The 23,595-nt window shown below is 72.9% G+C and carries 23 protein-coding genes; 9 read left to right on the forward strand and 14 right to left on the reverse strand.

What is annotated here, in order from left to right:
* Nucleotides 1-174 precede the first annotated feature (174 nt).
* From FIV43_RS08790 to FIV43_RS08810, 5 genes are all read right to left on the reverse strand, one after another.
* A complete protein-coding gene (locus FIV43_RS08790) occupies nt 175-1,524 on the reverse strand; it encodes a class II 3-deoxy-7-phosphoheptulonate synthase (RefSeq protein ID WP_141013820.1) in 1,350 nt (449 codons plus the stop codon).
* A 95-nt stretch (nt 1,525-1,619) separates the two neighbouring features.
* On the reverse strand, nt 1,620-3,104 hold the full coding sequence (locus tag FIV43_RS08795) for an APC family permease (protein ID WP_141013821.1): 1,485 nt from the start codon (nt 3,102-3,104) through the stop codon (nt 1,620-1,622).
* 146 nt (nt 3,105-3,250) lie between these two features.
* Entirely contained in the window at nt 3,251-4,279 is a 1,029-nt protein-coding gene (locus FIV43_RS08800) for a 6-phosphofructokinase (protein WP_141013822.1), read from the reverse strand.
* Between the two features lie 116 nt (nt 4,280-4,395).
* On the reverse strand, nt 4,396-5,310 hold the full coding sequence (locus FIV43_RS08805) for a hypothetical protein (protein ID WP_231123859.1): 915 nt from the start codon (nt 5,308-5,310) through the stop codon (nt 4,396-4,398).
* 35 nt (nt 5,311-5,345) lie between these two features.
* Nucleotides 5,346-5,951: a TetR/AcrR family transcriptional regulator gene (locus FIV43_RS08810; protein WP_141013824.1), complete on the reverse strand. Its 606-nt coding sequence runs from the start codon at nt 5,949-5,951 to the stop codon at nt 5,346-5,348.
* 73 nt (nt 5,952-6,024) lie between these two features.
* On the opposite strand from FIV43_RS08810, the gene FIV43_RS08815 reads away from it, so the two are divergent.
* On the forward strand, nt 6,025-7,329 hold the full coding sequence (locus FIV43_RS08815) for an oxygenase MpaB family protein (RefSeq protein ID WP_141013825.1): 1,305 nt from the start codon (nt 6,025-6,027) through the stop codon (nt 7,327-7,329).
* Nucleotides 7,330-7,454: 125 nt separating this feature from the next.
* Here FIV43_RS08815 and FIV43_RS08820 read toward each other — a convergent pair whose 3' ends face one another.
* From FIV43_RS08820 to FIV43_RS08835, 4 genes are read right to left on the reverse strand one after another with little or no spacing between them, the layout of a single operon-like run.
* Complete coding sequence (locus FIV43_RS08820) at nt 7,455-8,174, reverse strand: response regulator (protein ID WP_141013826.1); 720 nt, start codon at nt 8,172-8,174, stop codon at nt 7,455-7,457.
* A 44-nt stretch (nt 8,175-8,218) separates the two neighbouring features.
* A complete protein-coding gene (locus tag FIV43_RS08825) occupies nt 8,219-8,740 on the reverse strand; it encodes a flavin reductase family protein (protein WP_141013827.1) in 522 nt (173 codons plus the stop codon).
* A complete protein-coding gene (gene macS / locus FIV43_RS08830) occupies nt 8,737-9,900 on the reverse strand; it encodes a MacS family sensor histidine kinase (protein WP_231123860.1) in 1,164 nt (387 codons plus the stop codon). The genes FIV43_RS08825 and macS overlap by 4 nt, the downstream gene beginning before the upstream one ends.
* Before the next feature lie 35 nt (nt 9,901-9,935).
* On the reverse strand, nt 9,936-10,649 hold the full coding sequence (locus FIV43_RS08835) for a lysophospholipid acyltransferase family protein (RefSeq protein WP_141013828.1): 714 nt from the start codon (nt 10,647-10,649) through the stop codon (nt 9,936-9,938).
* A gap of 119 nt (nt 10,650-10,768) precedes the next feature.
* Between FIV43_RS08835 and FIV43_RS08840 the strand changes: the two genes are divergently transcribed.
* From FIV43_RS08840 to FIV43_RS20930, 3 genes are read left to right on the forward strand one after another with little or no spacing between them, the layout of a single operon-like run.
* Nucleotides 10,769-11,608: an alpha/beta hydrolase gene (locus FIV43_RS08840; protein WP_231123861.1), complete on the forward strand. Its 840-nt coding sequence runs from the start codon at nt 10,769-10,771 to the stop codon at nt 11,606-11,608.
* Between the two features lie 10 nt (nt 11,609-11,618).
* Nucleotides 11,619-11,978, forward strand: coding sequence for a hypothetical protein (locus FIV43_RS08845; RefSeq protein WP_141013829.1), 360 nt, complete (start codon nt 11,619-11,621; stop codon nt 11,976-11,978).
* Nucleotides 11,948-12,097: a hypothetical protein gene (locus tag FIV43_RS20930; RefSeq protein ID WP_181407733.1), complete on the forward strand. Its 150-nt coding sequence runs from the start codon at nt 11,948-11,950 to the stop codon at nt 12,095-12,097. Before FIV43_RS08845 ends, FIV43_RS20930 begins: the two co-directional genes overlap by 31 nt.
* Before the next feature lie 31 nt (nt 12,098-12,128).
* Here the strand turns inward: FIV43_RS20930 and FIV43_RS08850 are convergent, their stop codons facing one another.
* The 5 genes from FIV43_RS08850 to FIV43_RS08870 are packed head-to-tail and all read right to left on the reverse strand — an operon-like array spanning nt 12,129 to nt 16,186.
* Complete coding sequence (locus FIV43_RS08850; RefSeq protein WP_141013830.1) at nt 12,129-13,076, reverse strand: ROK family protein; 948 nt, start codon at nt 13,074-13,076, stop codon at nt 12,129-12,131.
* 9 nt (nt 13,077-13,085) lie between these two features.
* The gene (locus tag FIV43_RS08855; RefSeq protein WP_231123862.1) at nt 13,086-14,039 is read right to left on the reverse strand and encodes an ROK family glucokinase; all 954 of its coding nucleotides are present in this window, start codon (nt 14,037-14,039) and stop codon (nt 13,086-13,088) included.
* Nucleotides 14,032-14,484 carry a hypothetical protein gene (locus tag FIV43_RS08860; protein ID WP_141013831.1) on the reverse strand — a complete coding sequence of 151 codons (453 nt, stop codon included), beginning with the start codon at nt 14,482-14,484 and terminating at the stop codon, nt 14,032-14,034. The genes FIV43_RS08855 and FIV43_RS08860 overlap by 8 nt, the downstream gene beginning before the upstream one ends.
* Complete coding sequence (locus FIV43_RS08865; protein WP_141013832.1) at nt 14,481-15,689, reverse strand: ArsA family ATPase; 1,209 nt, start codon at nt 15,687-15,689, stop codon at nt 14,481-14,483. The genes FIV43_RS08860 and FIV43_RS08865 overlap by 4 nt, the downstream gene beginning before the upstream one ends.
* A gap of 41 nt (nt 15,690-15,730) precedes the next feature.
* On the reverse strand, nt 15,731-16,186 hold the full coding sequence (locus tag FIV43_RS08870; RefSeq protein WP_141013833.1) for an SRPBCC family protein: 456 nt from the start codon (nt 16,184-16,186) through the stop codon (nt 15,731-15,733).
* Between the two features lie 119 nt (nt 16,187-16,305).
* Between FIV43_RS08870 and FIV43_RS08875 the strand changes: the two genes are divergently transcribed.
* From FIV43_RS08875 to FIV43_RS08895, 5 genes are all read left to right on the forward strand, one after another.
* Nucleotides 16,306-18,099, forward strand: a complete 1,794-nt coding sequence (locus FIV43_RS08875; protein ID WP_141013834.1) for an AMP-dependent synthetase/ligase — start codon at nt 16,306-16,308, stop codon at nt 18,097-18,099.
* 181 nt (nt 18,100-18,280) lie between these two features.
* Nucleotides 18,281-18,988, forward strand: coding sequence for a Flp pilus assembly protein CpaB (cpaB, locus tag FIV43_RS08880; protein WP_141013835.1), 708 nt, complete (start codon nt 18,281-18,283; stop codon nt 18,986-18,988).
* Nucleotides 18,989-19,001: 13 nt separating this feature from the next.
* Nucleotides 19,002-20,177, forward strand: coding sequence for an AAA family ATPase (locus tag FIV43_RS08885; protein WP_141013836.1), 1,176 nt, complete (start codon nt 19,002-19,004; stop codon nt 20,175-20,177).
* A complete protein-coding gene (locus FIV43_RS08890; RefSeq protein ID WP_141013837.1) occupies nt 20,177-21,682 on the forward strand; it encodes a CpaF family protein in 1,506 nt (501 codons plus the stop codon). Before FIV43_RS08885 ends, FIV43_RS08890 begins: the two co-directional genes overlap by 1 nt.
* Nucleotides 21,679-23,595, forward strand: a complete 1,917-nt coding sequence (locus tag FIV43_RS08895; RefSeq protein WP_141013838.1) for a type II secretion system F family protein — start codon at nt 21,679-21,681, stop codon at nt 23,593-23,595. Before FIV43_RS08890 ends, FIV43_RS08895 begins: the two co-directional genes overlap by 4 nt.

Genomic DNA, 23,595 nt, shown 5'->3' on the forward strand with positions numbered 1-23,595 from the left:
AGGCGGAGCGGTCGTCGAGCGGCACCAACGAAGCCAGCGTGCGTGCCGGGCGTCGCACCCACCTGAGCGGCGTCCGGTGCGTGCGATGGCAAGGCGGCGCCGCGAAGGCGACCTTGGAGGCGGAGCGGTCGTCGAGCGGCGCCGAACGCGGCCAGCGTGCGTGCCGGGCGTCGCTCAGGCGCGGCGCAGCATCTCGGCGACGAGGAAGGCCATCTCCAGGCTCTGCACCCGGTTCAGCCGGGGGTCGCAGACCGACTCGTAGCGGTTGGCCAGGTCGTCGTCGGTGAGCTCCTCGCCTCCCCCGATGCACTCGGTGACGTCGTCACCGGTCAGCTCGACGTGGATGCCGCCGGGCCAGGTGCCGAGGGCGCGGTGCACGTCGAAGAAGCCCTGCACCTCGTCGATCACGTCGTCGAAGCGCCGCGTCTTGTAGCCGGACGAGGCCTCGAAGGTGTTGCCGTGCATCGGGTCGCACACCCAGGCGACCTGCAGCCCGGACGCGGTGACCTTCTCGATCAGGTCCGGCAGGCCGTCGCGGATCTTCTGCGCACCGAACCGGGTGATGAAGGTCAGCCGGCCGGCCTCGTTGGCCGGGTTGAGCTTGGCGGCCAGCGCGATCGCGTCGTCGGCGGTGGTGGTCGGGCCGAGCTTCACCCCGATCGGGTTGCGGATCTTGCTGAGCAGCTCGACGTGGGCCCCGTCGATCTGGCGGGTCCTCTCCCCGATCCACACGAAGTGGCCGGAGACGTCGTACGGCGCCTGCGTGCGGGAGTCGATCCGGGTCATCGCGTGCTCGTACTCGAGCACCAGCGCCTCGTGCGAGGAGTGGAAGTCGACCCGCTTGAGCTCCTCGGCGTCGACGCCGATCGCCTGCATGAACTGCATCGCCTTGTCGATCTCGGCGGCGAGCTTCTCGTAGCGTTGACCGAACAGGGAGCCGCTCACGAAGTCGGTGTTCCAGGTGTGCACCTCGCGCAGGTCCGCGTAGCCGCCGGTGGTGAAGGCGCGGATCAGGTTCAGCGTCGCCGAGGAGGCGTTGTAGACGTCGAGCATCCGCTGCGGGTCGGGCCGCCGGGCCTCGGGGGTGAACTCGAACCCGTTGACCGCGTCGCCCCGGTAGGCCGGGAGGGTGACGTCGCCCTCGGGGGTGGTCCGGGTCTCGGTGTCCTTCGAGCGCGGCTTGGCGTACTGGCCGGCGAGGCGGCCCACCTTCACCACCGGCACCGAGCCGGCGTAGGTCAGCACCACGGCCATCTGCAGCAGCACCCGCAGCTTGTTGCGCACGTTGTCGGCGCTGACGCCGGCCAGGGTCTCGGCGCAGTCGCCACCCTGGAGCAGGAACGCCTCGCCCCGGGTGACGGCGGCCAGCCGCGAGGTCAGGTCGTCGCACTCACCGGCGAAGACCAGCGGCGGCATGGTGCGCAACCGGCCCACGACCCGGTCGACCTCCGCAACGTCGTCGTACGACGGCTGCTGGGCGGCACCGAGGGCGTGCAACTGCTCGAGACTGGGGATGGCACTCACCGCACCAGAGTACGGCGCCGCAACCCTCCGGACCGACTCGGCGGCGAACCGCGGACACCGCCGAGCGCCCGTCCCCGCCCCGACTCAGCGCCCGGTCACCGCCCGGCGTCGGTGCTGGTGTCGTCGCTCGGGTCGCCGTCCATGTGGTCGATGTCCTGGAAGTGACCGCCCTCGGGCCGGTAGAAGGTCACCGTCAGCAGCCACAGCAGCACCCCGATCGCGAGCAGGCCGGCGGCGATCTTGTACTGGATCATGTCCTCCTCCAGCCGGGCCCAGGGCCCGAGCAGGTAGAGGCAGCAGATCGCGCCCAGCACGGGGACCACGGTGGGCGCCCGGAACCGGCCCGGCGGGTCGCGGCGCAGGATCAGCACGCACACGTTGACCAGGGCGAAGACCGAGAGCAGCAGCAGCGCGGTGGTGCCGGAGAGCGCCTTGACGATGCTGGTCTCCGCCTGCAGCCGGACCACCACGATCAGGCCCAGGGCCAGCACGGTGGTGAAGATGATCGCGGCCCACGGTGAGCGCCGGTGCGGCAGCACCTTGCCGAGCACCGGCGGGAGCACCTGCTGCCGCGACATCCCGTAGATCAGCCGGCTGGCCATCAGCATGTTGATCAGCGCGGTGTTGGCGACCGCGAAGACGGTGAGGAACGGGAACAGCTTGTCGACCGGGATGTCGGGCGCTCCGACCCGGACCACGTCCAGCAGGATGCCGGCGTCCTCGTTCTGCGGGGTCGCGATGTCGCCGGGCGGGATCACCGCGACCACCGAGATGGCGACGAGCATGTAGATCACCACCGCGATGCCGAGCCCGGTGAACATCATCTTCGGGAAGATCCGCTCGGGGTCCTTGGTCTCCTCGACCATGTTGACCGAGTCCTCGAAGCCCACCATCGAGAAGAAGGCGATCGCCGTCGCCACGGTGACCGCCATGAAGAGCCCCTTGTCGTCGGGGTTCTCGAAGACGGTGATCCGGTCGAGGTTGCCGTCGCCGGAGCCGATGGCGATCATCCCGATCGCGATCACGATGGCGAGCGCGGCGATCTCGACAAGGGTGAGCACCACGTTGAACTTGACGCTCTCCCCCACCCCGCGCAGGTTGATCAGGGCCAGCAGGCACATGAACGCGAGCGCCGTCAGCAGGCTCGCGGTGTCCCCGGTCGGAATGCCCGGCAGCAGCTCGTCGAGGCCGATCAGCAGGTTGGAGGCGAGCAGCCCCGAGGACGTGGAGGCGCTGGTGATCCCGGAGCACACCACGGTGAAGGCGACCAGGAAGGTCACGAAGTGCACCCCGAAGGCCTTGTGCGCGTAGAGCGCCGCGCCGGCGGCCTGCGGATACTTGGTGACCAGCTCCAGATAGCTGAACGCGGTCAGCGTGGCGATCGCGAAGGCGACCAGGAAGGGCAGCCAGGCGATCCCACCGACCTCACCGGCGAGCCGACCGGTGACCGCGTAGACGCCGGTGCCGAGGATGTCGCCGACGATGAAGAGGAGCAGCAGGCCGGGACCGAGGACCCGCTTCAGGTCCTCGGGCTGCTCGCCTCCGTCGACCTGGGCCGGGCCCGGATTCTCACTCGCCATGGTGCCCTCCTGGGTGGTCCGAGGACGCCACCGGAACTGGTGTGGTGGCGGTCGTGCTCACCCTGCCACCGGCCGACCGGGTTGCCCAGCAGCCCCGCCGCCGTACGACGCCGCGAATTCCGACGCTCCCCGATCGTCCCTGCGGATCAACCGAAGAAGACCTGGGCCTCCGCATACTCCGCCGGGCTGACCACCTTGAGCTTCTCCGTGCCCTCCGCGAGAGGGACCCGGATCACCGCGGTCCCGCGCAGGGCCACCATCACCCCGGTCTCTCCGTCGGCGACGGCGTCGATCGCCTGGAGGCCGAACCTGGTGGCCAGCCAACGGTCGAAGGCGGTGGGCGTGCCGCCGCGCTGGATGTGCCCGAGCACCACCGCACGGGCCTCCTTGCCGGTGCGATGCTCGATCTCGCTGGCCAGGCGGTCGCCGATGCCGCCGAGGCGCACGTGGCCGAACGCGTCCTTCTCCCCGCTCTGCAGCGTCATCCCGCTGCCGTCGGCGGGGACGGCGCCCTCGGAGACCACGATGATCGGGGCGTACTCGCTGCGGAACCGGGTCTCCACGTGGTCGCAGACCCGGGCGATGTCGAAGGGCACCTCGGGGATCAGCACCGCCGATGCGCCGCCGGCGATGCCGCTGTGCAGCGCGATCCAGCCGGCGTGGCGACCCATCACCTCCACCACCAGCACGCGGTGGTGGCTCTCCGCGGTCGTGTGCAGCCGGTCGATCGCGTCGGTGGCGATGTTGACCGCGGTGTCGAAGCCGAACGTGAAGTCGGTGCCGGAGAGGTCGTTGTCGATCGTCTTCGGCACGCCCACCACGGCCACCCCCTGCTCGGCCAGGCGGGTGGCGACCCCCAGCGTGTCCTCGCCGCCGATCGCGACCAGCGCGTCGACCCCGGCGGCGGCGAGGTTGGCCACGATCCGCTCGGGGCCGTCCTCGGTGGCGAACGGGTTGGTCCGTGAGGAGCCGAGGATGGTGCCGCCCCGCGGCAGGATCCCCCGGCACTGCTCGATGCCGAGCGGGACGGTGACCCCTTCGAGCGGACCTCGCCAACCGTCGCGGAACCCGACGAACTCGAACCCGTAGGTGTTCACCCCCTTGCGCACCACTGCTCGGATGACGGCGTTCAGGCCGGGGCAGTCCCCGCCTCCGGTGAGCACTCCGACCCGCATGCAGACCCCTGGTTGGCTCGATGGGTGAGGTTCGTCGCAAGGCGACCTCTCGACCCTAGCGGCGAAGTGTGACCCGGGTCACGGTCCGCGCCGGCGGCCGGGACGCGGGAGCGGTCTCAGGATCGCGCGCTGGCCCGCTCCAGCGCCTCCTGGGCGGTGGCCAGGTCGGCGTCGGCCCGGCGCACCCGGGCGGCGGCCTCGTCGCGTTCCTCCTCCACGATCGCGGCCTCCTCCTCGACCTCCTCGCACTCCGCCTCCACGTCACCGGTACGACGCCGCAGCTCCTCCAGCTCGGCCTGCAGCTGCAGGGTGCGGGCCTCCAGCCGGGAGCGCTCCGCGTCGAGTTCGGCCAGGGCCTCGGTGGCCTCCGCGCGGTCCGCCTCCGCCTCCGTGACCCGCTCCTGTGCGGACGACACGGCCTTCTGCGCGGCATCCGGGTCCGGCACCACGCGCAGGTCGGGCCTGCCCGGCTCCGGTGCCTCGCGGGGGGTGGCGCTGAAGCCCAGTGCCTCCGGGAGGGCGAGCGCCGCCGCGACATCGGCCTCCGCCATCGGGTCGACCCCGGTGGTGGCCAGCGCGGCGACCAGCAGGCCGCTGCGCAGCGCCCGGCCGCACAGCTCGTCGACCATGCCGGCGGTCAGCGTCGCCTCGACCTGGTCGGCGACGGCCGCGGTCACCCGCAGACCCTCCTCGGCGGCTCGGGAGCGCGCCTGGGTGGCCAGCGCCGCGGTGACCTGCCGGCGCTGCCGGGTCAGGGCGCGCAGCTCGCCGGCCTCCATCGCGGCCTGGGCCTCGCGCAGGGCGGCCCCCACCGAGAGGACCTGGTCGACCTGGTCCCGGTCGCGACGCACCAGCAGGTCGACGACCCAGGCCGCCGTGCTGGGCTTGCGCAACCGCTTGACGGCAGCAGCGAGGTCGTCGCTGCCGTCCGCCTTCAGCTCCTTGGCGCGCCGGTCGCGCGCCGCCGTGAACTCCGGGAGGGGTCGCCCGTAGAGGTCGTCGGCCATCTCCAGCAGCGCACGCTCGTCCACCCCGGACAGCATAGGCACCGACCCGACCGGCGGGGTCAGGACCGGAAGCCGGCGCCGACCATCGCCACCGCCAGGTCGACCAGACGCTCCCGGGAGACGCCGGGCGGCGGGGTGAGCGCGATCCGGAGGCAGGTGGACACCAGCACTCCCATCAGCATGAAGACGACGCCGTCGAGCTGGTCCGCGGGCAGGTCGCGCAGGTGGCGCCGCGGCAGCAGCGCGGCGAGGCGACGCAGGTCCCGCTCGATCTCGGGGAGCAGGTTGGCGTTGGTGCCGGCGGGCGCCTGGTCGACCAGTGCCAGCAGGACGCCCCGGTGCTCCTCGAACCCGTCGACCAGCGTGGTGACCACCAGCCGCAGCGCGGGTTCGACGTCCAGGTCGAGCGCCTCCACCACGGCTTCCATCAGGTCGTCCTTGATCGCCGCGACCATCTGCTCGCGCAGCGCGGCGAGCAGGTCGGAGCGATCGTTGAAGTAGCGGTAGAACGTCCCGCTGCTGAGGTGGGCCCGACGGCTCACCGCGGCCGTGCTCAGCCGGTCGGCGCCCTCGGTCTCCAGGATCGTCACCGCGGTCGCCATCAACAGAGCGCGGGTGTGCACGGCGCGGTCCTGCTGCGGACGGGCGCGTTCACGCTGGGCCACGGCGACTCCCTCCCGTCAGGTCGGCAACAGAAGTGAGTAGAAGGTGAGAGCGCCTCACTTTAGCCTCGACGGCATGAGCCTCGAGGCAGACGCCGGCATCCGTCGTACCGGAGGGGTGGGCGGGGGTGGCCCCACCGTCCCGCCCGCGGGCCCGACCGAAAGCCCGACCGCGCACCCGACACAGCACCCGACCAGCGTGCGCCGGGTCGAGGAGGCCCGGGCCCGGTTCGGTCCCTTCACCGACGACTACCTCGCCGCGATGTGGCGCGGCGACCCGCTCGCCGACGCGTTCGTCGCCGACTTCGCCGCGCTCGGCCACGGACGCGCGATGCGGATGCTGCGCACCGCCTGCCGCCGGGGCATCGACGAGGTGCCGGACGCACCCGCCTCGTTGCGCGCGCTGTTCGACGAGCTGGACGCGGTGCCGGAGTGGTTCGACCTGCCGGCGATCGAGGACGCCACCCGCTACACCTCGCGCTACTCCCGGGCCTCCGGCATCGCCCTCGGGGCCGCCTCCCTGGTCAGCGGGTACGCGAACTCCGCGGCCTCCCGCCCGCTGGAGATGACCGGTCGCTACATCGAGAGCGCGGGCGCGCGCACCATCGAGGTCGGCTCCTGGCTCAAGCAGGTCGGCGAGCCGGGCGGGCTCACCCGCTTCGGCCAGGGGTTCGAGCTGACCGTCCGGGTGCGGATCATCCACGCCCTGGTCCGGGCCGCGCTGCGGGAGCGGCCGGACTGGGACCGGGCGGCCTGGGGCGAGCCGATCTGCCAGGCCTACCTCGGCTACACGCTGGTCGAGTTCACCCTGATCCCGCTGCGGGCGATGGAGCGGATCGGCGCGCCCTACCTGCCGACCGAGCAGGCCGCCGCCTACGCCCGGTGGCGCTACATCGGACACCTGCTCGGCATCGAGGAGACCCTGCTCCCCCGGGACGCGGCGGAGCAGGAGCGGCTCGAGGAGATCTACCTGCTCACCCGCCCCGAGGTCGACGACTACTGCCGCTCCCTGGTCGCCAGCATCAACGCCGAGTTCCTGGTGCCCGAGCTCGAGGGGGTGCTGCCACGGCCGCTGCACCGGCACGCCCCGGCGGCGGTGAGCGCTCTGGAGCGGATCTTCCTCGGCGACGAGGTCGCCGACGACCTCGACATCCCGCGCACCCCGCTGGTCGCGGTGATCCGCGCCGGCGGGCCCGCGCTCAGCGCGGTGAACCGGCTGCGGGACCGCTCCACCCGCTCGCTGCAGCGGCGGACCGCGCGCGGGAAGATCTTCGAGGTCGAGCAGGAGGCCCGGCTGCGCCGGGACTGGGGCGTCGCGCACGACCTGGTCGACGCCTCGCCGGGCGGCGGGAAGCCGCACCCGGCCCGAGGCGACCTCTGAGCGCAGCGACGATGTGGAGGAGCATCGCCCAGCACAACTCCGGGAACAGCGTCATCCTCAGGACGCCGGCTGCACGGGGCGGACCGTGCCGTCGGCCGAGGAGCATCGGCGACAACGCTCCGGGGTCATGGGACCCCACCGGCCCCGTCGGCCCCGTCGGTCTCGTCGAGCCCCTGCTCGATCGCGTAGCGGGTCAGCTGGACCCGGTTGTGCATCTGCAGCTTGCGCAGCGTGTTCTGCACGTGGTTCTGCACGGTCCGGTGCGAGATCACCAGGCGCTCGGCGATCTGCCGGTAGGAGAGTCCCTTGGCGACCATCTTCAGGATCTCGGTCTCCCGCTCGGTGAGCCTCTCCCCCGGCGGCGCCTGCGGCTCGGTGCCGGCCTGGTCCAGGCGCCGGAACTCGCCGAGCACCAGGCCGGCCAGGCCCGGGGTGAAGACGCTGTCGCCACCGGCCACCCGTCGTACCGCCTCGACCAGCTCCTTGCTGGAGGCCGACTTGACCAGGTAGCCGGTGGCGCCCGCCTTGACCGCCTCCAGCACGTCCTCCTGCTCGCCGGACGCGGAGAGGATCAGCACCCGCGCCGACGGGTCGTGGGCCAGCACGGTCCGGGTCACCTCGACCCCGTTCGGCGCCGGGATCTGCAGGTCCAGTACGACGACCGCCGGCCGTGCCGCCGGGAACCGCGCCACGGCCTCGGCGCCGGTGGCCGCGGTGGCGACCACCTCGAGCCCGGCGGCGACCAGGTCGCGCTCGACCGCGTCCCGCCACATCGGGTGGTCGTCGACGACCATCACCCGGATCGGCGGGTCGGGAGCATCCGCGGCCGGCGTGGGATCAGCCATACCGCGACCTTAGTGCGAAGCTCCGCGGACCACCGTGCACGACCTCAGTCGGCGCGCCCGAACCGGCCGCGGCGATGGGTCAGCGTGGCGCGATCGCCACCCGGCTCCTCCTCACCGACCTCGATCGCCTCGACCTCCACGGTGACCTCGACGGACCAGCCGACCTCCCGCCGGTCGACCAGGCGCACCGCGACCCAGGTCGTCGCCGACGCCAGGCGCGGCCCGTGCTCGGTCTGCACCCACTCGGCCTGCCGGAAAGGCCCGCCGGGTGCGGGCGCCGTACCGGCGAACACCTCGGCGAGCTGACGGTCGGACCAGCTGAGCAGCTGGACCACTCCGGTGCCGGCGTCCTCCAGCTCGTCGAGCAGGTCGGAGTCCGGATCGAGCAGGGCCAGCAGCCGGGGGCTCGGGCCGAGCGCGACGAGCAGGGAGGAGACGGTGAGCCCGGCCCGGGTGGCGCCGCTGCCCGCGGTCCAGAGGGTCACCGCGCCACCGAGCCGACCGCGCAGCCGCCGGGCCGGGTCGGGGTTCGGGTCCGCGAACGGGTGCTCGCTGTGGATGGTCACTGCCGTCGTGCTCCTCGCTCGCTCGCCGGCTCCCCGCGCGGCAGCACCAGCTCCCACTCGGTGCCGTGCCCACCGGTGTCCAGACGTGCCTCGCCGCCGAGGTCGCGCAGCCGACCGCGGATCGATCCCGAGACACCCAGCCGACCGTCCGCCTCGGCCGCGTCGAGCCGGCCCTCCGGGATCCCCGGGCCCTCGTCCCGCACGGTGACCACGACCTCGGCACCGAGGTCCTCCAGCAGGATCCAGGCGGGTGCGTCCTCGCCGACGTGGCGGGCGACGTTGTCCAGGCAGGCTCCCACCGCGGCGAGCAGCTCCCCTGCCGGCTCCGAGGGCAGCATCACGGGTCGTCCCGGCAGCGCCGCCTCGACCCGGCGCCGAGCGGCCAGAGCGCCGAGTGCGGAGGCCAGGTCCACCTCGACGGGTTCGCCGGGGCCGGCCGCGACCGGCCACTCGGTCTCGACCGCCCCCTGGGCCCGGATCAGCGCGCGCAGCGCCTCCTCCTGCTCGGCCGCCAGCCGGGAGAGCTCCTGCCCCGTCCCGCCGAGCTCGGCGCCACGCCGCTGGACCAGGGCCAGGACCTGGAGCACGCCGTCGTGGACCGCCCGCCCGAGACGGGTGCGCTCGGCTTCGGCGGCGGCGCGCCGCTGGGCCAGGTCGCGCTCGGCGGCCATCTCCTGGAGCGACCCGCACAGGTAGCCGACGGTGGCTCCACCCAGCACCATCAGGAAGACCAGGCTGTAGTCCTTCTGCTCGATGTGCTCGCGCGCGACGAGATCGATGGTGGCGAGGAGCGCACCGGCGAACAGCCCGCCCCGCCAGCCGTACCGGATGCCCCACGCGAACAACGCCCCGGCGACCCAGAAGCCCGGGATGGTGGCGGAGAACCAGGGTCCCTTGACCAGCGGCGTGCACGCCATCAGCGCGGCCGCCACCGCGAGGTCGGCGACCAACAGCGCCGGGGTCCGCTGCTCGGGTCGCCGGTAGCGGGTCAGGGCGAAGCCGGTCCACGCGATCATCACGCCGACGCTGATCCACCCGGCCGTCGGGTGGTCGAAGTTGTCGCGGTAGAGGTTCAGCCCGACCGTGTTGACCAGGAGCGCGATCCGCAACCAGGCCAGCGCCCGGTACATCCGCGACTCGACCGCGAGCGCGGCCCGCACCGCGGTGCCCGCCCCGGCCGGGGAGTGCGAACTGGTCAGGATGCGAGCTTCTGCTGGTCGGGGCCGTCGGACTTCTTGGACAGCTCCTTGGCCTTCGTCGCATACATGTCGACGTACTCCTGACCGGACAGCTTCATGATCTCGTACATGATCTCGTCGGTGATCGACCGCAGGATGTAGCGGTCGTTCTCCATGCCGGCGTACCGCGAGAAGTCCAGCGGCCTGCCGAAGCGGACGACCGGGCGGGTGTAGCGGCCGAACTTCTTCCCCGGCGGCGCCACCAGGTCGGTGCCGACGACGGCCACCGGGACGACCGGGACACCGGTCTCCAGGGCGAGGCGCGCGATGCCGGTCTTGCCGCGGTAGAGGCGGCCGTCGTGGGACCGCGTGCCCTCGGGGTAGATGCCGAAGAGACCGCCCTCGCCGAGCACCCGCTTGGCGGAGATCAGTGCGCCCGCGGCCGCGTCCGCGCCGGATCGGTCGATCGGGATGTTGCCGGTGCCCGAGAAGAAGGTCTTCTGCGCCCAGCCCTTGAGCCCCGGCGAGGTGAAGTACTCCGCCTTCGCCACGAACCGGACCATCCGCGGCACCACCAGCGGCATGAACAGCCAGTCGGCGTAGGAGAGGTGGTTGCTGGCCAGGATCGCGGGGCCCTCCTCCGGGACGTTCTCGACGCCCGATGCCTTCGGCCGGAAGACGACCTTGAGAAGCGGCCCGAGGGCGACGAACTTGAGGAACCAGTACAGCAACGGAGCACACCTTTCCCCGAACAACCGCCGGGTCGACCACGACCCGATCCGGGCCGACGAGAGCAGCGTAGTCCCCGATCGGCTCCCGCGGTCGTCCCGGCGGTGCCAGAATCACGCCCGTGCCCACACCTGACCTGATGCCCGGCGCCGAGCCGCTCACCGCCGCACCCCGTCCCGAGCTGACCGGCGGCCGCCGGATCGGCGTGCTGCTCAGCCACGGCTTCACCGGCTCACCGGCCTCGATGAAGCCGTGGGGCGAGCACCTCGCCGCCCTCGGGTACGGCGTCGTGGTGCCGCGACTGCCCGGCCACGGCACCACCTGGCAGGACCTGAACACCCGGCGCTGGGAGGACTGGCTCGGCGAGCTGAGCGCCGCCTTCGACCAGCTCCGCGCCGAGCACGACGCGGTGGTGATCGGCGGGCTGTCGATGGGCGGCGCCCTGGTGCTGCGGCTGGCCGCGGACCGCGGCGACCAGGTCGCCGGCGTGATGGTGGTGAACCCGGCGGTGGCGACCAAGCGGCTGGACGTGCGGCTGCTGCCGGTGCTGAAGCACGTCGTCGGCTCCTTCCCGGGCATCGCCGGCGACATCAAGAAGCCGGGCATCACCGAGTCCGGCTACACCAAGACCCCGCTGCGGGCCGCGCACTCGATGATGCAGGGCTGGCGCCCGCTGGTCGACGACCTGCCTCGGGTCACCGCGCCGCTGCTCTACCTGCGCTCGGACGTCGACAACGTGGTGGACGGGGCCAGCGAACCGCTGATCCTGGATCGCGTCGGCTCCACCGACGTCTCCCGCGTCGCGCTGCCGGACTCCTACCACGTGGCCACCCTCGACCACGACGCGCCGACCATCTTCGAGGAGTCGGCGACGTTCATCGCCCGGGTGACCGCGACCGGCCCCACCGCCGACGCCGTGGACGTCGAGGACGCCGACGGAGCGAGTGGAGGCACGCAGTAACCTGAGTTCCGTGCCCCGCGAGGACGAGCCGAGGGAGTCGGCCGAGGACGCCGCCTGGGAGGCGATCGTGGCCAACTACGGCGAGCGTGCCGTGCTGGACGACGCCGCCGGTGACGCCGCCGAGGACCCGGCGGACGCCGGGTCGGAGGACCGGTTCGACGAGGGTCACGAGGTCCGAGACGCCGACGGCGAGGCAGCCGGCGAGGCAGCCGGCGAGGCCGCTGACCAGCCGGAGTGGCTGGACGACGAGGAGCGCTACGTCCCCCGCCGCCACCCCCCGTGCCGCGTCCGCCGTTCGACCGCCTGCTCGCCTGGATCGGCGTCTTCGGGTCCCCCGCGGTGCTGCTGGTCTGCCTGGTCGCCTCGCTGACCATCCCGGTCTGGCTCGGCTGGGCGATGGTGATCGGCTTCATCGGCGGGTTCGGCTACCTGCTGGCCCGCTCACCGGGCACTCCGCGTGACCCGTGGGACGACGGCTCGCGGATCTGATCCGCCGCCGCACCGACCGGTGGCGCTGCGGTCACCCGGCGGGCGTCCCGGGACCGTCCAGGGAGTAGAGCGCCGCACCGATCGCGCCCGCCTCCGGCCCGAACCTCGCCGGCACCAGGGCCGGCACGGTGCGGAAGTCCTTGCCCTGCAGCGAGTCGCGCAGCGCGCGGCGGGCCGGCTCCAGCAGCAGGTCCCCGACGGCGGAGACGCCGCCACCAACCACCACGGTCTCCGGATCGAACGCGGAGACCAGGCCCGCGGCGCCGACACCGAGCCAGGTGCCGACCGAGGCGATCGCCTCGCGCGCCACCCGGTCACCGGACCGGGCCAGCGCGGCGACCTCCGGACCGTCGAGGTGAGCACCCACGGCGACCCGCATCACCCGCTCCAGGGCCCGTCCGCTGCAGTACTGCTCCCAGCAGCCGCGCAGCCCGCACTCGCACGGCAGGCCGTCCGGCACCACCTGCATGTGGCCGAACTCCCCGGCTCCGCCTTGCGCCCCGCGGACCACCCGTCCGTCGAGCACCACGGCACCGCCGATCCCGGTGCCGACCGCGATCAGCAGGGCCGAGGAGACCCCGCGTGCGGCACCCGCGACGATCTCCGCGTACGCCGCGCAGTTGGCGTCGTTCTCCAGCCGGACGGGGGTGCCCAGCAGCTCGGCGAAACGGCGGCGCAGCGGCGCGGCCCGCCACGGCAGGTGGGCGGCGAACCGGAGGTGCTCGCCGGCGGCGTCGACCAGTCCGGCCACCGAGAGGCCCACCCCCGCGGCCGGCTCGTCGGGACAGACCTCGGCGACGGCCGCGAGCACCGCGGCCTCGATCTCCGCGGTCGGGGCCAGGCGTCCGGGCATGGGCACGGTCGCGGTCCGCACCGCCTCCGGCTCCCAGGCGCCCGCCACCGCCGGCGCTCGTAGGGCGACGGCGAGGATCTTGGTCCCTCCCACGTCGACCCCGACGTGGATCGCGCTCGACGTCATCGCCGGGCCTCAGGCGCGACTCAGGTCGGCCGCGCCGATCACCCCGGCCCGGTTGCCGAGCTCTGCGGGGCGGATCTCGGCCTCCGGCCGGTAGCCGCGTCCCGAGAGGGCCTTCTGGTAGGAGTCGCGCAGCGGGTCGAGCAGCAGGCGGCCGGCCTCGCTCACGCCGCCGCCGATCACCACCACCGCCGGGTCCAGCACCGCACCGATCGAGGCGATCCCGTAGCCGAGCCAGTAGCCGAGCCGCTCGAACTGCTCCACCGCGAACCGGTCGCCCTCGTGGGCGGCCGCGGTGATCATCTGTCCGGTGATCGCGTCCGGGTCGCCGCCGGCGCGGTCGAGCAGCGCGCGGGCCCGGATCACGTCGCCGCGCGCCGCGCCCCGGGCGGACCGCACCAGGGCGGTGCCGCTGCCGTACTGCTCCAGGCAGCCGCGGTTGCCGCAGCCGCACTGCTCGCCGTCCGGTACGACGCCCACGTGGCCGATCTCGGCGGCCGAGCCGAAGGCTCCGCGCAGCAGCCGCCCGCCGACGATGACGCCGCCGCCGACGCCGGTGCCGACGGTGACCATCAGCTGGTCGTCCACGTCCCGCCCGGCGCCGTACCGGAACTCGCCCCAGGCCGCGGCGTTGGCGTCGTTCTCGACGACCACCGGCAGACCGGTGAGCCGGCCCAGGTCGGCCGCCAGCGGCTCGTCGCGCCAGGCGATGTTGGGCGCGAACCGCACGGTGGTGCGGGCCGCGTCGACGTAGCCGGCGGCGCCCACCCCCACCCCGGCCACCGACTGCCCGTCGGCGAGCCGACCGACCAGGCCCGCCACGGCGGTCTCGATGGCGCTCGGCTCGGCGGCCGGCGACTCGACCCGGTCCTCGGCCAGGATGGTGCCGTCCGCAGCGACCAGGGCGCCGGCGATCTTGGTGCCGCCGATGTCGATCCCGCAGGCGGGAAGGTTCTGCTCAGTCACCAGGTCTCGTCCTCGTCCGCTCCGGCGCCACCGGGTCCGGTGGCGTCCTGGTCCCCGGTCCCGGCAGGTGCGCCGTCCAGGTCGATCTTCTCCACGCCCCGCGCGGGGCGCTGTCACCCGGGTCGCCGGCCGACGGCACGGTCTCCAGCAGTCCGGCGGCGGCCTGCAGCAGCGAGGAGGCCGCCGACATCAGGTGGTCGCGCACCTCCGGCGACGCCTTGCGCACCACGTGCACGGCTCGGCAGACGGGGCAGTAGCGGCACTCCGGGTCGTCGGTGGCCAGGTGGTCGTGGAGGTCCTGGGTGAACGCCGCCGCCTGACCGGCGAGTCCTCCGACCCCGCCCGCGGCGTCCACACCGTGCTGGCGGGCCATGTCCGCGAAGGCGCCGAAGAGCTTGGCCGCCTCCTCGGCGACGCTGCCCACCTCGTCCTCGTGGTCGGTCATCGCGCTCCTCGGCTCGTCGCCTGTTCCTCGTTGGCCGGGGTGAACCGGACTTGCAGCTCGCCGTCGAGCACCCGCGCCCCCGCCACCTTCATCCGGGACAGGCCGGCCGGCAGCGTCAGCAGTCGTCGCGCCGAGCCTACGGTGACGACGAGCTCGTCGCCGTTGCGGGCGAGATCGACCTCGGCACGTGAGACGAACGGAAGGCTCAGATGGACCACGGCGTCGCCGCGACCGGTGCGCGCGACCCGGAACGGACCTGCCCCGCCGGGCAGCGCGAGCGGGTCGTCGTCGCCGTAGAGCGCCGCAGCGAGCGCCCGCAGGTCCGCCACCCCGACCGGCTCGCCGGGCTGGTACTCCGACCGCCACAGCGGGAGACCGGCGAAGGACTGCCGGACCTGGTCGAGCACCTCGGACTGGGCGGCCGCCCAGCCGGCGCGCCACGGGTCGGCGTCGTCGACCGGGAAGACCCGGTTGGCGACCACGCCGTCGACCCGGTAGCCGAAGAGGCACAGGCTCGTGTAGGCCCGGCGGGCCTCGGCCAGGACGACCTGCTCGGGGGTGAGCACCAGCCGCACCGTGGCATCCGGACCGGAGAGCAGCCCGCGCACCTCGTCCAGCTCGTCGTGCAGCCGGGTGACGGCGTCGAAGACCGAGTCCCGCGGCATCGGCACTCCCGATGCCCGGGTGAGCACCGGGCGCAGCGCCCTGACCAGGCCACGTTGGATCGGCAGGAGACGCTCCAGGTACCAGCCCAGCGCCTCCGGGAGCGCCAGCAGCCGCAGCGTCTCGGCGGTCGGTGCGCAGTCGACGACGATGACGTCCCAGGCGCCCGAGCGGGCCTGCAGCCGGAGCTCGAGCAGCGCCAGCACCTCTTCGGCGCCGGGGATCACGGTCATCTCCTCGGCCAAGACCGGGTCCATCCCGGCCGCGTCGAGCACCGAGAGCAGATAGCGCTGGATGTCGGCCCAGGACTGCTCGAACCGGAGCTGGGCGTCCACCTGCTGCAGGTGCAGGCGCGGCGCGACCTCCACCGGCTCGGCGCCCACCGAGCCGGCCGGCACCTGGTAGGCGTCGGCCAGCGAGTGCGCGGCATCGGTCGAGATCACCAGCGTGCGGCGGCCCGCCGCGGCGGCCAGCGCCGCGGTGCCCGCGGCGATCGAGGACTTGCCGACGCCGCCCTTGCCGGTGAAGAGGATGATGCGCACGCGTCCGACCGTCGCCCCAGGTGTGCCCGCGTCCGGGGCGCTCAGGCGCCGGACTCGACGCGCTTCTTGAGGCCCTTGAGCGCGGTGTCGATCAGGATCTTCTCGCCCTTGCGCTTGAGCATGCCGATCAGCGGGATCGAGACGTCGAGCGCCAGTCGGTAGGTCACCTCGGTGCGTCCGCCGGACTCGCTGAGCACGTAGGCACCGTCGAGCGAGCGCAGCATCTTGCCCTCGACGAGGCTCCAGGTGACCGAGCGGTCGCCGTCCCACTCGTAGGCGAGGGTGTACTCGTCCTTGATCGGGGAGACGTCCAGGGCGAAGAAGACCTCCCGCGCCCTGCCCCGCGCGTCCGGGTCCGCCTCGGAGTAGCGCTCCTGGATCTCGGCGACAGTCACGCCCTTGGCCCAGGAGGGGTAGGACCCGAAGTCGGCGATGACGGCCATCACGTCCGCGGCGGGCGCATCGACGGTGATCGACGAGGACGTCTGTTCGGCCATGGCCGCAGGCTACCCGAACCGAGGGGGTCGGTACGGCGAGCACCCGTGACCCGGCGGTAACCTCGGGCCGTTCGGCGCCGGCCGGTGCCGACGCCCCCGCCCGGCGACGAGGAGTGAACGTGCGCGAGTACTCGACCCCACCGACGGTCACCGTCCCCAGCACCGGGAACCTGACCGACGACGTCGTCCGCAATGCCGCGGACACCCCGGCGAAGGTGCTGTTCAGCCGCCCGGTCGGCGACGACGGCCCGTGGCAGGACGTGACCGCCGCGGAGTTCCTCGCCGAGGTGGTCTCCGTGGCCAAGGGGCTGGCCGCCGCCGGGATCGCGACCGGCGACCGGGTCGCCCTGCTCTCGCGCACCCGCTACGAGTGGACCCTGCTGGACTACGCGATCTGGTTCGCCGGTGCGGTCACCGTCCCGATCTACGAGAGCTCCTCGGCCCAGCAGATCTCCTGGATCCTGGAGGACTCCGGCACCCGTGCGGTCGTCGCCGAGGACGCCACCCACCTCGAGCGGATCGCGTCGGTCCGCGACGGGCTGCCCGGCCTCGAGCATGTCTGGGCCTTCGACGAGGACGCCGTCGGCGAGCTGGTCCGGCTCGGGGCCGGTGTCGAGGACGACGAGATCGAGCGGCGTCGTACCGAGGCGGGGCCGGCGGACCTGGCCACGCTGATCTACACCTCGGGCACCACGGGGCGTCCCAAGGGCTGCATGCTGACGCACGGCAACTTCGAGACCGAGCTGACCGTCGCCGTCCACGAGCTGCAGCGCCTCTTCGACACCGAGGGCGCCTCGACGCTCCTCTTCCTGCCGCTGGCCCACGTCTTCGCCCGGATCATCCAGGTCGGCTGCATCAAGGCCGGCACCCGGCTCGGGCACAGCGCCGACATCAAGAACCTGCTGCCCTCGCTGGACGCGTTCAAGCCCACCTTCATCCTGGCCGTCCCCCGGGTCTTCGAGAAGGTCTTCAACACCGCCTCCCAGAAGGCCGCCTCCGAGGGCAAGGGGCGGATCTTCAACCGGGCGGCCGAGGTCGCGATCACCTACTCGCGCGCGCTCGACCACGGCCGCGTCCCGCTGCGGGTCCGGGCCCAGCACGCGCTGTTCGCCAAGCTGGTCTACGGCAAGCTGCTGACCGCGCTCGGCGGCAACTGCACGCACGCGGTCTCCGGCGGCGCCCCCCTGGGCGAGCGGCTGGGTCACTTCTACCGCGGGATCGGCCTGACCGTCCTGGAGGGCTACGGACTCACCGAGTCCACCGCCGCACTGACCGTGAACCTGCCCGACGCGCAGAAGGTCGGCACCGTGGGCCGCCCGCTGCCGGGCACCAGCGTCCGGGTCAGCGACGACGGCGAGCTGTTGTTCCGCGGCGGCCAGGTCTTCACCGGCTACTGGCGCAACGACGAGGCCACCGCGGAGGCCCTCACCGACGGCGGCTGGTTCCACACCGGCGACGTCGGCGAGATCGACGACGAGGGGTTCGTCCGGATCACCGGACGCAAGAAGGAGATCCTGGTGACCGCCGGCGGCAAGAACGTTGCCCCCGCCGTGCTCGAGGACCGGCTGCGCGCTCACCACCTGGTGAGCCAGTGCCTGGTCGTCGGCGACGGGCAGCCGTTCATCGGCGCTCTGGTCACGATCGATCCCGAGGTGTTCCCGGACTGGGCCGAGCGGCACCGCAAGAGCGGGTCCATCGCCGACAACGTCGACGACGCGGACCTGCGCGCGGAGATCCAGGCCGCGGTCGAGGACGCCAACGAGGCCGTCTCCAAGGCCGAGTCGATCCGCAAGTTCACCATCCTGGCCGAGGACTGGACCGAGGAAGCCGGCCAGATCACCCCCAGCCTCAAGCTCAAGCGCAACGTCGTGATGCGCGAGTTCCGTGAGGCGATCGCCGACCTCTACCGCTGAGCGCGCCGCCCGGAGGCCGCACCCGCACGCCCGATTCTCGGGGTGTCCCTCGTCCTCGCCCCACCGATGCCGCTAGCCTCGGCCTTCCCTGCAACCTGCCGCGCCCACCGGGGCGCGCAGCGGGACGGACGATCGTTCGCCCGGCAGCGCGGGGTCGACAGACGGACTGGGGAGGGACCTGATGGAGCGCCGCAGGTTGGTACTGCTGCTCGTCGCCGTCCTCGCGGCGGCCCTCGGCGTCGCCGCTGTCTTCGTCTACGCCCGAGGGGCCGAGACCCGCGCCGCCGAGGAGTACGGGACCGTCCGGCTGCTGGTCGCCACTGAGGAGATCGCACCCGGGGAGCCGATCGAGGAGTCCCTCGCCAACGGCCGGGTCGACCTGCTCCCGGTGCCGGAGGGGCAGGAACTGGACGGCGCGACCGACTCCACCGACGATCTCGGCGGGGACTACGCGCGGGTGCGGATCTATCCCGGCGAACAGCTGATCGCCCAGAAGTTCGGCGGCAAGGACGAGGTCGAGGCCGACAGCGACCTGATCATCCCGGCCGGCAAGCTGGCCCAGTCGGTGTCCGTGGAGGGCGCGGCCCGGGTCGGCGACTTCATCCGTCCGGGTGCCGATGTCGCCGTCTTCCTCACCCAGGACGGCAGCTCGAGCAAGGTGCTGCTCGAGCGGGTCCAGGTGCTCGCCGTGGGCGGGGAGACCGCGACTCCGGGCTCCGGCGGTGACCAGGGCGGGGAGACCTCGCTGCTGACCGTGGCGCTCACCCAGAGGGAGATCGAGCGGGTCCTGTTCGCCCAGTCCATCGGCTCGCTGTCGGTCGCCCTGCTCAACGACCAGAGTAAGGTGCGAGCCGACGAGGGCGTCGACGGTTCGAACGTCTTCGAGTGAGGGAAACCGCGTCATGCCAGTGATCGTCGAACCCGATGCGACCGCCATCGTCGACCTGCAGCGGGCACTGCCCACCGGATCGCACGCCGTCGGCACCGAGGACCGGCTCACCGCCTGGCTGGACCAGCACCCGGACGAGTACGTCGTCGTGCTCGGGCCCAGCATCGCGCTGGACGCCGCGGTCGGCGTCGCCGAGGACCTGCGCATCCAGCGCCCCACCGTGAGCCTGGTGCTGGTCCGCGACGCGGTCGACACCGACGTGCTGACCCGGGCGATGCACGCCGGGGTGCGCGACGTCGTACGCGGCGACGACGAGAAGGCGCTCACGCTCGCCGTCGAGCGGGCTCACCAGCTCCACGCGGCGCTGCGCGGCCCCGCCGGCGCCCGCAGGCTCGGGCGCGTGGTCACGGTCTTCTCCCCCAAGGGCGGGGTCGGCAAGACCACCGCCTCGGTGAACCTCGCCCTCGCCCTCTCCGACGGCGGCGCCCGGAAGGTGTGCCTGGTCGACCTCGACCTGGCGTTCGGGGACGTCGCGATCACGATGCAGCTCTTCCCGACCCACTCCATCGAGCACGCGGTGGGCTCGGAGAGCGCGATCGACCTCGGGCTCCTCGAGGGCCTGCTGACCCGGCACGAGGACTCGCTGACGGTGCTGGCCGCCCCGTCCCACCCGGACGTCCGCGAGCGGATCACGCCGGCGCTGATCTCGCGCACGCTGCGCGCGCTGCGCGAGGGCTTCGACTACGTCGTCGTCGACACCTCGCCGTCGTTCGACGACGCGACGCTCACCGCCCTCGACGAGACCGACGAGTGCGTGGTGGTCGCCACCCTCGACGTACCCACGCTGAAGAACGTCAAGGTGGCGCTGGAGACGATGGATCTGCTCCGGATCGCCCGGGGCCACCGGCACCTGCTGCTGAACCGGGCCGACGACGCGGTCGGGATCTCGGTGGAGAAGGTCGAGTCGATCCTCGGGATGCCGGTCGCAGCCCGGGTGGCCACGGCGATCGAGATCGCGGCGTCGACCAACGCCGGCACGCCGATCGTGCTCGGTGCGCCGGACCACGTGGCGAGTCAGTCGTTCCGCGGCCTGGCGGGCCTGATGACCGGGCAGCCGGTGGAGGGCTCCGACGCGAAGCCGGCCGACGAGGGCAGGTCCCGCGGCCTGTTCCGCCGCGGCAGGAACTGATGGCCAGTCTGTCCGAACGCCTGGAGGCCGCCCGCCGCGAGGCGGAGCGGCAGGACCCGGGCGGCCAGGACCGCACGGAGTCGCGGGCGCAGGAGCCGGCGGCAGCCCCGAAGCACAGCTCCGCCGCCGCGGCGCCGACCGGCGGCCCGATCGCGAGTCGCTCCGCGGCCACCACCGCCGCTCCGGGGGCGTCGGCGCGGTCCGCGCAGCGGCGCGCGCTGAGCGCCGACACCGACCGGCTCGAGGAACTGAAGGCGCGGGTGCACGCCGAGCTGCTGCGCGAGCTCGGCCCCCGCCTCTACGACGCCGAGATGGAGCAGTCGGACCTCGAGGACCAGGTCCGCACGGTGCTCGCCGACGTGCTCGGCGCCCAGGACCGGCCGTTGAGCAACGCCGACCGGTCCCGGGTGACCAGCGAGATCACCGACGACATCCTCGGCTTCGGTCCGATCGACCCGATGCTGCGCGACCCGGAGATCTCCGAGGTGATGGTCAACGCCTACGACAGCATCTGGCTGGAGCGGCGCGGACGCCTGGTCAAGGCCGACGTGCACTTCACCGACGAGGCCCACCTGCGCCGCACCATCGACAAGATCGTGTCGCGGATCGGGCGCCGGGTCGACGAGTCCAGCCCGATGGTCGACGCGCGGCTTCCCGACGGCAGCCGCGTCAACGCGGTGATCCCGCCGCTGGCGATCGACGGCTCGGCGCTGACCATCCGCAAGTTCGCCGCGGACGCGCTGACCATCGAGGACCTGATCAACCTCGGGTCGCTGACCACGGCGACCGCCGACTTCCTCGCTGCCTGCGTGCGGGGACGGCTCAACATCGTGGTCTCCGGCGGCACCGGCGCGGGCAAGACGACCACGCTGAACGCGGTCTCCTCGTTCATCCCGACCGACGAGCGGATCGTCACGATCGAGGACGCGGCCGAGCTGCAGCTGGCCCAGGACCACGTGGTGCGGCTGGAGTCCCGTCCGTCCAACATCGAGGGACGCGGCGAGGTCTCGATCCGCGACCTGGTGCGCAACAGCCTGCGGATGCGGCCCGACCGGATCGTGATCGGCGAGGTCCGCGACGCCTCCGCGCTCGACATGCTGCAGGCGATGAACACCGGGCACGACGGCTCGATCTGCACGCTGCACTCCAACGGCCCTCGCGACACCCTCTCCCGGCTGGAGACGATGGTGCTGATGGCGGGGATGGACCTGCCGATCAAGGCGGTGCGCGAGCAGATCTCGGCCGCGGTGGACCTGATCGTCCACCAGAACCGGTTCAAGGACGGCTCCCGCCGGATCACCCACATCACCGAGGTCGAGCGGATGGAGGGGGACGTGATCACCCTCCAGGACATCTTCGTCTTCGACGGCTCCGCGGGGTACGACGAGAACGGCCGCGCGCTCGGTCGCCTCCGCCCGACCGGCCTGCGCCCGAAGTTCCTGGAGAAGCTCAGCTACGCGAACGTGCCGGTCGACCCCACGGTCTTCAGGACGGGCGCGTTGTGATCCGCCGCCTGGTGGCCGCGATCGGCTTCATCGTGGCGGCCGTGCTCATCGCCGGCCCCGGCCACGCCGCCGACGGGGAGGCGACGATCGCACACGCTGACTCCGACGGCGAGCGGCTCCGGGTGGTGGTCGACGTCCCGCCCGGCTCCTCCCCCGACCTGGACGGCGTCACCGCCTCCTTGGACGGCGTGCCGCTGGACGTCACCGCGACGCCGGCCGGCGAGGAGGGCGAGGTCCAGCGGACCGCGGTGCTCGCCATCGACACCAGCAACTCGATGCGCCGCAACGGCCGCTTCGCCGCGGCCCAGCGGGCGGCGCTGACCTATCTCGACGTGGTCCCCGACGACGTCGAGGTGGGCATCGTCACCTTCGACAGCGACGTGGAGGTGGCGCTCGAGCCGACCTCCGACCGGGAGGCCGCCCGGGCCGTGGTCGGCGGACTCGGACTGAGCCGGGACACCCTGCTCTACGACGGAGTGGCGACGGCGGTCGACCTGGCCGGCGACGCCGGCTCGCGGTCGCTGCTGGTCCTCTCCGACGGCGCCGACACCGGCAGCTCGGTGGGCCTGGACGAGCTCACCGAGCGGATCGGGGACGCCGACGTCGTGCTCGACGTGGTGTCGCTGGGCCAGCAGGGCGAGGCGCGGGCCGCGTTGGAAGCGATGGCGACCGCGGGCGACGGCCAGGTGCTGCCGGCGACCGAGCGCAGCCTCACCCTCGCGTTCCGGAAGGAGGCGGTGAGGCTGAGGGGGCAGGTGCAGGTGACCGCGCCGCTGCCGGCCGGCTTCGACGCCTCGACGGCCCAGGTGACGGTGACTCTGCCGACCGACGGTGAGGACCTCGTCGCGAGCACCCTCGCCCCGATCCAGCAGGTCGACGACGCGGGCACCGTGCCCCAGGCCGAGGCAGGAGACCCGACCGGGGGCTGGGTCGCTCCCCGCTGGGTGCTGGTCGCGGGGGTGACCACCGTCGGCACCGCGCTGCTGCTGGTCGGCATCCTGTTGATCCCCGGACGTCCGGCCCCGGCCAGCGTCGCCGACCGCGTCGCCGCCTACACCTCCGGGCGGCAGGCGCCCACCGGACGCACGGCCCCCGAGGAGCCGCGCGAATCCGTGCTGGCCCCGGTGCGGGCCGCCGCCGCCGGCCTGCTGGCCCGCAACCGCGGTCTCGACGAGCGGCTGAGCCGCCGGCTGACCAGCGCGGGAAGCGGTTTCAAGGCCTCGGAGTGGATCGTCCTCCAGGCCGGCTGCGCCGTGCTGGGCGCGCTGATCGGACTCCTGGTCGGCCAGGGCAACCTGCTGGTGGGCATCGTCTTCCTGGTGCTGGGACTGCTCGCTCCGGCCGGCTACCTGCAGCTGCGCACCGAGCGGCGCCGACGGGCCTTCGAGACCAACCTGCCCGAAGTGCTGCAGATCCTCTCCAGCGCCCTGGCCGCGGGACTCTCGCTGCCGCAGGCGGTCGACACCGTCGTACGGGAGGGACCGGAGCCGATCGCCTCGGAGTTCAAGCGGGTGCTGGTGGAGAACCGGATCGGCCTCTCCCTCGAGGACGCCTTCGACGGGGTGGCCGAGCGGTTCGACAGCTCCGACTTCGCCTGGGTGGTGATGGCGATCCGGATCCAGCGTCAGGTGGGTGGCAACCTGGCCGAGCTGCTGGTCACGGTCGCCGGGACCATGCGCGAGCGGCAGTACCTGCGCCGCCAGGTTCAGACCCTCTCGGCCGAGGGCCGGATGTCCGCGATCATCCTGTGCTCGCTGCCGCCGCTCTTCGCCCTGTTCCTGCTCGTCACCAACCCGGACTACCTGGCTCCGCTGGTCTCCGACGCCCGCGGCCTGATCCTGCTGGTGGGCAGCGTGGTGTGGCTGACCCTCGGGGTGCTCTGGATGTCCCGGTTGATCAAGGTGGAGGTGTGA

It is taken from the genome of Nocardioides sambongensis (assembly GCF_006494815.1).
Classification (GTDB): domain Bacteria; phylum Actinomycetota; class Actinomycetes; order Propionibacteriales; family Nocardioidaceae; genus Nocardioides; species Nocardioides sambongensis.